The sequence below is a fragment of the Nostoc flagelliforme FACHB-838 genome (genome assembly GCF_014698065.1).
In the GTDB taxonomy this organism is placed as follows: domain Bacteria; phylum Cyanobacteriota; class Cyanobacteriia; order Cyanobacteriales; family Nostocaceae; genus Nostoc; species Nostoc flagelliforme_B.
In genome coordinates, this window is the sequence record NZ_JACJSI010000223.1 from 1 (window position 1) to 9,671 (window position 9,671).

Annotated in this window: 7 protein-coding genes and 1 pseudogene; 5 read left to right on the forward strand and 3 right to left on the reverse strand. The window is 41.9% G+C overall.

What is annotated here, in order from left to right:
• Positions 1–338: 338 nt before the first annotated feature.
• A complete protein-coding gene (locus H6G97_RS38165; RefSeq protein ID WP_190945882.1) occupies positions 339–3,356 on the forward strand; it encodes a GAF domain-containing sensor histidine kinase in 3,018 nt (1,005 codons plus the stop codon).
• A 16-nt stretch (positions 3,357–3,372) separates the two neighbouring features.
• Here the strand turns inward: H6G97_RS38165 and H6G97_RS38170 are convergent, their stop codons facing one another.
• Entirely contained in the window at positions 3,373–4,590 is a 1,218-nt protein-coding gene (locus H6G97_RS38170) for an ABC transporter permease (protein WP_190945883.1), read from the reverse strand.
• 17 nt (positions 4,591–4,607) lie between these two features.
• Positions 4,608–6,080 carry an efflux RND transporter periplasmic adaptor subunit gene (locus H6G97_RS38175; protein WP_190945884.1) on the reverse strand — a complete coding sequence of 491 codons (1,473 nt, stop codon included), beginning with the start codon at positions 6,078–6,080 and terminating at the stop codon, positions 4,608–4,610.
• Positions 6,081–7,281: 1,201 nt separating this feature from the next.
• Between H6G97_RS38175 and H6G97_RS38180 the strand changes: the two genes are divergently transcribed.
• From H6G97_RS38180 to H6G97_RS55045, 3 genes are all read left to right on the forward strand, one after another.
• Positions 7,282–8,136, forward strand: coding sequence for a DUF4394 domain-containing protein (locus H6G97_RS38180; RefSeq protein WP_190945885.1), 855 nt, complete (start codon positions 7,282–7,284; stop codon positions 8,134–8,136).
• A 144-nt stretch (positions 8,137–8,280) separates the two neighbouring features.
• The gene (locus tag H6G97_RS38185) at positions 8,281–8,451 is read left to right on the forward strand and encodes a hypothetical protein (protein WP_242055838.1); all 171 of its coding nucleotides are present in this window, start codon (positions 8,281–8,283) and stop codon (positions 8,449–8,451) included.
• A 36-nt stretch (positions 8,452–8,487) separates the two neighbouring features.
• Positions 8,488–8,610: a GNAT family N-acetyltransferase gene (locus H6G97_RS55045; RefSeq protein WP_277883399.1), complete on the forward strand. Its 123-nt coding sequence runs from the start codon at positions 8,488–8,490 to the stop codon at positions 8,608–8,610.
• Between the two features lie 64 nt (positions 8,611–8,674).
• Here H6G97_RS55045 and H6G97_RS38190 read toward each other — a convergent pair whose 3' ends face one another.
• Positions 8,675–9,412 carry an SDR family oxidoreductase gene (locus H6G97_RS38190; RefSeq protein WP_190945886.1) on the reverse strand — a complete coding sequence of 246 codons (738 nt, stop codon included), beginning with the start codon at positions 9,410–9,412 and terminating at the stop codon, positions 8,675–8,677.
• A 25-nt stretch (positions 9,413–9,437) separates the two neighbouring features.
• Here H6G97_RS38190 and H6G97_RS38195 point away from each other — a divergent pair.
• A pseudogene (locus tag H6G97_RS38195) lies at positions 9,438–9,557 on the forward strand (transposase); the annotation flags it as partial.
• Between the last annotated feature and the right edge of the window lie 114 nt (positions 9,558–9,671).

Sequence of the window (9,671 nt, forward strand, 5' to 3'; positions counted from 1 at the left end):
TTTAATTCAGCAACTAAAACGCCCAAGTATTCCTATGTGCTTGGTTTGATTTAAATTGTCGTGTGGTAGGGCTACGCCCCGCTCGCTATTTGTTCCAGTTGCGTAAGTCCTGAAGGGGTCAGATTGCTTTTCTGATTTGTCCCAACAATACTAATTTAACCATCTCCTTTGTTGTGTACAAGCCAAAATTATTTTTTAACTCATTACGAGGATAGATCGAGAAAGGGGAACTATAACAATAACCATCTTCTGGAGTTGAACACTGTTAAAATTTGCAGTTTGACTCCATTACGTTTGGTATGAGGAAGCCTTGTATAAAAACGACATAATCCAGAGCAATGGAACCCAATTCAAATTTCACGGAAAATCAACTTCTCTTGTCAAGCGCTCAACTTCAAGAGCAACTAGAGCAACAAAAGGCTCTGGCGAGTGTAATTGTCCGAATTCGGGAGTCTCTTGACTTAGAAACAATTTTTCAAACTACTGTTACACAAGTGCGTCAGTTGCTAAATGCTGATCGTGTAGCAGTCTTTCAGTTTGACCAAGAAAAAGATTGGGAAGGAGAATTTGTTTCTGAGGATGTTGCACTTGGCTGGGACTCAGCACTGGCAATAAAAGTTTATGACCACTGCTTTGGAGAACAATTTGCTGCCAGTTATCAACAAGGTCGAGTGCAAGCAGTAGCAGACATTTACAAGGCAGGGCTGAGTGATTGTCATCTAGAAATTTTGAGTAAATTTCAGGTACAGGCTAACCTCGTTGTTCCTCTATCGCGCCAGAAAGAATTGTGGGGATTGCTTTGTATTCATCAGTGCAGTGAGGCTCGTGACTGGAAAGAATCGGAAATTGAGTTTATTCGGCAAATTGCTGACCATCTTGTGGTTGCGATTCAACAAGCAAAGCATCTCCACGAAGTCCAATTGCAAGCCGCAGAGTTAGCTCAAGCGGCTCAACGCGACCAAGTAATTGCTCAGATTGTCGATGAAATTCGCTCACCCCTGGATATTGAAACCATCTTTAAAACAACAACTCAAGAAATACGCCAGCTGCTGCAAGCTGACCGAGTTGCCATCTTTAGCTTTAATGACGATTGGAGTGGTAACTTCGTTGCTGAATCATTTGCGTCAGGCTGGACTCCTTTAGTTGGCATTGAGCCTGCGATTGCTGATACTTATTTACAACAGACGCAAGGCGGACGTTACGCTAACAACCAGACATTTACAGCCAATGACATTTACCAAACCGGATTAACAAACTGTCATGTAACCCTGTTGGAGCAATTTCAGGCAAAAGCCTTTGCAACTGCCCTGATTCTCCAAGGAGACAAACTTTGGGGAGTTATTGCTGCTTACCAAAATTCCTCACCCAGACAGTGGCAATCTTATGAAGTCGAATCACTGACTAAAATCGGTACACAAATTGGTGTGGCCCTACGACACTACAAGTTGCTAGCACACGCTCAGTACCAAGCAGAGCAACAAAAGACATTAACTAGTGTGATTACTCGAATTCGGGAGTCTTTAAATTTAGATACAATTTTTCAGACTACTGTCACTGAGGCACGGCAAATGCTGCAAGCAGACAGAGTAACAGTCTTTCGTTTTGACCCTCAAAAAGATTGGGAAGGGGAATTTATTTCTGAGGATGTTGTACCTGAGTGTAACTCGGTAATAGCAGAAAGAGTTTATGACTATTGTTTCGGTGAAAACTTTGCACTTCTTTACGCCCAAGGTAGAGTAAATGCGATCGCTGATATTTATCAAGCAAAGTTTCCCAGTTGCTACATCCAAATTTTAGAAAAGTTTCAAGTGCGGGCAAATCTAGTCGCACCTTTATTAAAAAAAGGTGAACTTTGGGGATTGCCATGTATTCACCAATGTAACGCTCCTCGTCACTGGCAAGACTCTGAAATTGAATTTACTAGTCAAATAGCCGAGCAATTGGGAGTTGCATTAAAACAGGATTCTTATTTAAAGCAAGTTCAAATGCAGGTTGTCCAGTTAGCAGAAGCTACTGAACGCGAGAAAGCAATGGAACGGCAAGAGCTACTGGCTGCAACTATTGATAAAATCCGCCAGTCACTTGATATTAAAACTATTTTTAAAACTACTACTCAAGCTGTGCGAGAGTTGCTCGAAGTTGAGCGAGTTGCAATTTACCGATTCAACTCCGATTGGAGTGGTAAATTTGTGGCAGATTCCTTTAAAGATGGTTGGAAGCCTGTTGCCCAAGCCCAACCAATGATGATCGAAACCTTTGAGGACACAGACGACCATAACGAACTTCCGCGTAATGAAACCTTTGTTCCGATTCGGGAAGGTGAAAAATTATGGGGATTATTAGTTGCTTATCAAAATTTGCAACCTCGTTATTGGAAAGAAGAGGAAATTAATTTACTGGCTCAAGTCGGGGTGCAATTGGGGATTGCAATTCAGCAAGCAGAATTACTCGAGCAGGCTAAACGTCAAACCTTAGAACTTACTCAAACTCTGCAAGAATTGAAAAAAACTCAGACTCGTTTAATTCAAGGTGAAAAAATGGCAGGATTAGGCCAACTGCTTGCTGGAGTCGCTCATGAAATCAACAATCCTGTTAGTTTTATTTTTGGCAATCTCATCCATTTAAATGAATATACTCAAGAGCTATTAAAGGTAGTGAAACTTTACCGTCAAAACTCCTCAATATTGCCAACTATTCAAGAGCAAATTGCCAAGAGTGATTTGGAATTTATTATCGAAGATTTACCAAAAACCCTTGAGTCAATGCAAGTAGGAACAGAACGAATTTGTGAGATTGTCCTATCACTGCGAAACTTTTCTCGTACAGATGAAGCTGAATTAAAGCCAGTAGATATTCATGAAGGTTTGGATAGTACTTTGTTAATTTTAGGGCATCGCTTCAAAAACAATAATGAACGCCTAGCGATTGAGATTATTAAACAATATGATAATTTACCTTTGCTCGAATGTTATCCCGCACAATTAAATCAAGTGTTTATGAATCTTTTGAGTAACAGTATTGATGCATTAGAAGATAAGTATAAAACTATACAGCAAAACTATTTGAGCTTATCTCAAAGGTGTCCAACAATACCATTAACTATCTGGATTAGTACGCAAGCCGTGAATAACCAGATTGTAATTAGAATAGCTGATAATGGTCTTGGGATTCCAGAAGAGGTGCGATCGCATATATTTGACCCTTTCTTCACCACCAAAGCACCAGGTAAAGGTACAGGGTTAGGATTATCTATTAGCTATCAAATAATAGTTGAAAAACATCATGGTCAGATTAAATGTTCTTCTAAACCAGGAGAAGGAACAGAGTTTTTGATTGAAATTCCTAGCGGTGCTTAAATGCTACTCAGCAACATTAAGCACTTCTTAACGCCACAATGGGGTCGAGTTTAGCAGCGCGACGTGCAGGAACAACCCCAAAGAATAACCCAATACCGCCAGAGACACCAACTGCCATCGTAATAGCAACAGGAGAAAGACTGGCTTCTAAAGGAGTCAACGCTCCCACTAACAAAATGCCACTGACACCAACCGCAGTCCCAACTAAACCACCGGCTGCGGAAACTATCACTGCCTCAATGATGAACTGTAGCAAAATATCTTGCTCAGTTGCCCCGATCGCTTTCCTTAATCCGATTTCTTGGGTGCGTTCGGTGACGGACACAAGCATAATATTCATGATGCCAATGCCGCCGACAAACAGCGATATGGCTGCGATCGCAGCTAACATAATTGTCAATGCACCTGTAATTTGACCGACAGTTTGCAAGGCATCTTTCTGGGTGCGAAGGGTAAAGTCATCTTCACCGTTAATTTTGTGTCGTAAACGCAGCAAATTCGTAATTTGAAACTCTGCTGCATCCACACTGTCTGAATCACGAGCCGCAGCAACCAGATAATCTAAGGCGATACCATAAGGAGAATTTTTTCCCACAAGTCGGTTTGCTGAAGTCGTAATCGGTATTAAAGCAGCATCATCATAATCTGCTCCCACGCTGGAACCTTTAGCGGTTAACGTCCCAATCACTTGAAAGCTGGTATTTCCAACTCGTAATTGCTGCCCTACAGGATTACTATTACCAAATAGTTTTTCTGCCAAGTCTCCACCTAATACAACGACTTGGTTACTTCGCTTGATGTCTACCTCGCTAAAAAACCTGCCTTTAGCAGTTTCAAAATCCCGCACCGATAGGAAGCTAGGAGTTGTACCAATAATGTTGACATCAGTGTTTCTGTTGCGGTATGTAACCACCTGTCTTCTATTTAACTCTGGTGCAACCCCTACTACAGTTGGTACTTGAGAGGCGATCGCTTCGGCATCTTGCAACACCAAAGTTTTTGGTACTTCAAAAGAGATGCGCTGAGTTTCTCGATTTCCTGGCAGTACAAATAGCACATTTGGCCCTAATGACTCCAGTTGTTTATTAACGTACTTTTGCCCACCTTCACCAATACCAATCATGGCAATTACTGAGGCGTTGCCAATAACTATACCTAGCATGGTGAGGGCGCTACGCAGCTTATTTGATAGCAGGGTTTTGCCCGCCATTTGGACACTTTCTAAAAAATTCATGTCTTAATAATTACGAATTACGAATTATTTTGTTCCTTAGACTTTTCAATTTTGTAGTCTTTGGGTGGGTTAACAAATATGCGATCGCCTTCTTTAACTCCCCCTAAAATCTGAGTTTGGTCTTGGATTTGTGCCCCAATTGTAATTTCGCGGAACTGGGGTTTATTCTTGGCATCTGGGACGAGTACACCAGTTTTACCCTTTTCGGTGACAATTGACACCGTTGGCAATACTAAAGCATTGTTAACGCGATCGCCCAAAAAGGTCAGATCCACATTTAAGCCAGAACGTAGTTTATCTATACCAGTATCGAGAGCAACCCGCACCTGGAAGGATGTCACACCTTGTTCTATCACTGCTTCGGGAGCAATCAAGCGTACACGACCTTTAAAAACTTGATCTGGATAGGCATCAGCGACAATTTCCACCTGCTGTCCCGCTTTAATTCTGCCAATATCGGCTTCGGGAACTTGAGCTAATATTTCTAAACCGCGTGCTACGGCAACAATAGAACTAGAAGTTGCCGATGCGCTAGTTGAAGCAGAAGTTGTGGGTGTAACAAACGCGCCTGGATCGGCATACTTTTGCGTCACAATTCCCGAAAGAGGAGCGCGAATAATAGTCTCATCTAACTGCACTTGTACACCCTTCAATTGGGCTTCGGCCGCTGCAACTGCTGCTTGACGCTGCACAATTTCCTCAGAACGGGTGCCATCTTCTAACAGTACTAATGCTGCTCGTGCTTCATTTACAGCCGCTTGGCGTTGGTCGATTTCCTCAGTCCGAGTGCCACTTTGGACTAACGAGAATCGTTTTTTAGCTTCTTCTAAGTTGGCTCTAGCACTCTTGTCTTCGCTAAGAGCTTGATCAAATAATTGTTTTTTCTCTGCTCCCTGTTGATACAAGTATTGGTAGCGCTTTACCTGTTGGGTAGTGTAATTCACCCTTGCTTGAGCCGCATCCACTTGGGATTGAGCTTGAGCAATCTCTTGGGGACGATTACCAGCTTTGGCTGCGGCTAGCTGGGCTTGAGCTTGCGCTAACCGGGCTCTCGCTTGAGCGATTTCTTGAGGACGACTACCAGCAAGGGCTTCAGCAAGTTGTGCTTGACTTTGGGCTAAGTTAGCACGATACTGGCTCCTTTGGGCTTCAATGCTGGCACTATCCATACGGGCGAGAATTTGCCCTTGTTGAATGCGATCGCCTTGTTCCACATATAATTGCGATAGCACTCCAGGGTTCTTCGGACTAATATTTACGCTCTGAACTGGCACGACTTTGCCACTAGCTGTAATCCGCAAAGTAACGTTTTGCGCTGTCACTGGTACAGTTAATTGGGCAATATCTTCTTTACTTGCCCCTTGATTTACCAAGGTGTAAGTTGTTACTGTACCCGCAACCAAAACACCGCCTGCTATCACCCCCATCAGCCAGCGTAATGGATACTTAATTTTTTTGCCAATAATAGGAATTTCTATGTGCGTAGCCATATCTAAAAGCCTATAAATATTGCTTTATGGGTGTAGCCTGAGCTATATAACGATGTCCCTGAAATTGCTCATAGTCAAAGTACCTCACTCTACCAAAGCAGCATTTTTGCTCCTCTCTTGGCTTGCAGCGAAGGTTGAGGAGGGTGATCTTCTGAGGAATTATACTTACTTGAGCAGACATAAATATTAAATAGCTAGTGGACAAATACGGGGTTGTAAAATTTTTGGATTAATTTTTATTAGTAAAATAACAACTAGAGGCATAATTAGCTTCATCGTTGCTTCATCTTACTTTATAATACGTAACCTATGAGTGTATGTCCTCACCTGAATGGGTGACTTTAGCCATTAAGAGGGTTGTGCAGACTGGGGACTAGGTACTGGCGATCAGAGAGGATTTAAATTTTGAGTGATTATACCAATTCAAATAATGTTTGCGACACATCAATTATTTGTAAGGGCACAACAATGTTTATCGCGGTCATTTTATATTTTAAAGGCATCGCTACTTAAATCGATAATCCGATTGATTCCTTTGGACTCACTGTCATTATGAAAGTATAATTTCTGAGCCGCGCCTATCACCAACGCTGAAAAATAGTCACATGAAGCGATAGTTGTGCGGTCAAATGTACGAACAAAGCGTATGCAGAAACTCATGCGTTGCGGTGAATTCGGGGCAGAATCCAGGTTTTGAGTATTTGCTCTCGTGCTGGAGTGACGATTAGGCTTTGCAGATTGTGATCAAAAAACTATTGGCAAAGTTTCCACAGTGGGGGATTGCTTGTATGGATGGGGTGTTGGTTGATTGAAAACCAGATTTATCAGCGGTGGGATTACTGAAGATTTATCCGTAGATGTAAGCTAATCAATACTTGAAAACAGAGGCTGTTTGTAAGAAGTTATAATGATTTCCTATTTTCTCAAAAACTAAAATTATGCTAAATTTACAATCTCAATTTTACAAACTTAATGATGCTATCAAAATTGACTTTGATAGTAATCAAATTTTTCTTGTTTTTTCTTTTTGGGAAAACTTGAAAGTAGGTTAAGTGGGAAAAGTAGGATACTTTTATAAAACATCAAATTAACTCTTATTTAAGTGTAATCTGTAGTCATCAGTAACTTGAAACATAATCTTTTTAGTAAAGGATAGCTCGTTGCTGAATCAAAACTAGAAAAACTGTTCTTGGAGTTTAGGATGAAAGGTCTGCTCACACGTAAAATAGCCCTTGTAGTTGCTGTAGTCACTGCGAGTCTTGGCTTGAGTGCTAACAAAATTTCAGCTGACGTTGGGATCACGAAATTAGCTGATATCCTTCAAATTAATGTTAAAGGTAAATGGTCTGCTTTAAGATTCATTGGTTTAACTTCAAATAACACTCTTGTAAATATAGATCCGAGTGGATTTGCTAAAGCAGTTAAAGTTAAAGGAATTGACGGCAACTTACAAGGTATCGATTTCCGTCCAGCAAACGGTCTGCTTTACGGTGTCACAGATACTGACAATGTATACACGATTAACTTAATAAGTGGTCATGCTCAGTTTGTGAGCAAACTATCTAGCAGCTTTAATGCAGGTTTTCAATCAGGGTTTGACTTCAATCCCGTACCAGATCGCTTACGCATAGTAGGTAGTAATGACCAAAATTTCCGTACCAATGTAGATACTGGTGCAGTTAGTGTCGATAAACCTTTAGCCTATGCTAGTGATGATGTCAACGCCACAGTTGACCCCAACATTACCGCTGCTGCTTACACAAATTCGGTTGCCGGAGCCACATCAACTCAATTGTTTGGCATTGACTACGATCTTGATGTATTAGTACTGCAAAACCCACCTAATGATGGCACTCTCCGAACAATCGGCAATCTTGGTGTTAACTTTGCACCAAACAGCGGGTTCGACATCTTTACAGATGCACAAGGCAAAAATACTGCCTATGCACTGTCTGGTTCAGTTCTTTACAGTATTAATCTATCTACTGGCGTTGCAACTGAAATCGCCGATGTCCCTAAAGGTACATTCATTGGTTTAGCCGTTACATCCAAGTAATCATCCCCAAGTCCGATTGGTGAAAAGCTCAAACGCATCTGCTCTGCACTTGATGATTAAAATATTACTCGAAAGCAGAGCAAGCGTTTGAGAAACAAATCCTGAAAAACGGTCGCATGATGCGATAGTCTCGAGAGAGAGCAAATGCGTGACCACGTATGCATAAACTCAGTTGTTGCCAGCACTTCTCTTCAGAATCCGGGTTTTGACTTCTTGCTCTCGTGTTGGAATGATGATCCGGCGCTTGTGATCGCAATCAAGAAGTTATTGGCGAAGTTCCACAGTGGGGTATTGCAATTGCAGACGGAGTATTAATTAACTTTAAGAGTTAATGCTAAAAGATAATTAAACGTGGATTTATTGGTTCGAGAAGTTGAACTTAACGATGCTGAGGCTATTGTCAGCATTTTGAATCCAATTATTGAGGCTAAAGTATACACAGCGTTTGATACACCCTTGACTGTAGAGGCTTAACGTGATTATATTTTACACTTTCCAATACGTGGAGTATTCCATATAGCTATCTGTTGCAATGTAGTTAACTTGATGAAACCTCAACGACATTTTGGGCAAAGCTTTTATAAGCATCGCCCATTTGTTTAGCCATCGAGTCAGGAAAGACGTGAAAATCCCCAGCTTTCAGAGCTTTTATTATCCCGTCTGCCACAAGTGCAGGTGGCTGTGCAACCTCAGTCAGTCCTGCTGCATCGCCCATATCCGTGGCAATCGGGCCAGGGTGAACACTTAGCACAAGCGTGTCCTGCTGACTCAATAGTTCTCGTAATGCCTGGGTGATTGAATAGGCCGCAGCTTTTGAGGCACAGTAAGTGGCAGAGTTGGGAAAACCCTTGAGCGAAGCAACAGAATTGATTTGGGCAAAGACACCACCTCCATTGGCTTTGAGTACCGGGGCAAACGCCTGAGCCATGTAGATCAATCCATATACATTGATGTTCATCTGAAATTCGAGAGCGGCGATCGCATTCTCAGCTAAGGGAGTTCCAGCTTGAAAAACTCCTGCATTATTGACAACTATTTGCACATCTGGGGCAGTTTGAGCGGCAGCAACAATAGATTGAGGATCACCTAAATCAATCTGAATTGGTACAACCCGATCGCCGTATTGTTCAACCAATGAGGAGACACTGTTGAGCTGACGAACAGCCGCATAGACTTTGGTGGCTCCATGTTCAATAAAGGACTCAACTATCGCCTTGCCGATGCCGCGATTTGCACCCGTAACCAAAATGGTTTTGTCTTTGATGTCGTAGTTCATTTGGATTTCTCCTTATGGTTTTGATTGGTATGTTGGTTTCAAATTACACCTCATCATCAACGACCTAGGAGAATTGATCGCTTTTAAACTGATCGCAGCTAATGTCGATGACCGAACCCCAGTTCGAGATACGATACAAGATATTGTATAGCAACAGACAAGGCGGTTAGGACGCTAGGCGAAGTACATATTCCATAGCATCCCTGATACAGTCAAATTGAATAAGTTGTTGACGAATTCGACTCTTCAACCATGACCA

Excerpts from the sequence above, each read along its gene's own strand:
- H6G97_RS38165 (WP_190945882.1), top strand. The coding sequence starts at position 339 with ATGGAACCCAATTCAAATTTCACGGAAAATCAACTTCTCTTGTCAAGC.
- H6G97_RS38170 (WP_190945883.1), bottom strand. The coding sequence starts at position 4,590 with ATGAATTTTTTAGAAAGTGTCCAAATGGCGGGCAAAACCCTGCTATCA.
- H6G97_RS38175 (WP_190945884.1), bottom strand. The coding sequence starts at position 6,080 with ATGGCTACGCACATAGAAATTCCTATTATTGGCAAAAAAATTAAGTAT.
- H6G97_RS38180 (WP_190945885.1), top strand. The coding sequence starts at position 7,282 with ATGAAAGGTCTGCTCACACGTAAAATAGCCCTTGTAGTTGCTGTAGTC.
- H6G97_RS38185 (WP_242055838.1), top strand. The coding sequence starts at position 8,281 with ATGCGTGACCACGTATGCATAAACTCAGTTGTTGCCAGCACTTCTCTT.
- H6G97_RS38190 (WP_190945886.1), bottom strand. The coding sequence starts at position 9,412 with ATGAACTACGACATCAAAGACAAAACCATTTTGGTTACGGGTGCAAAT.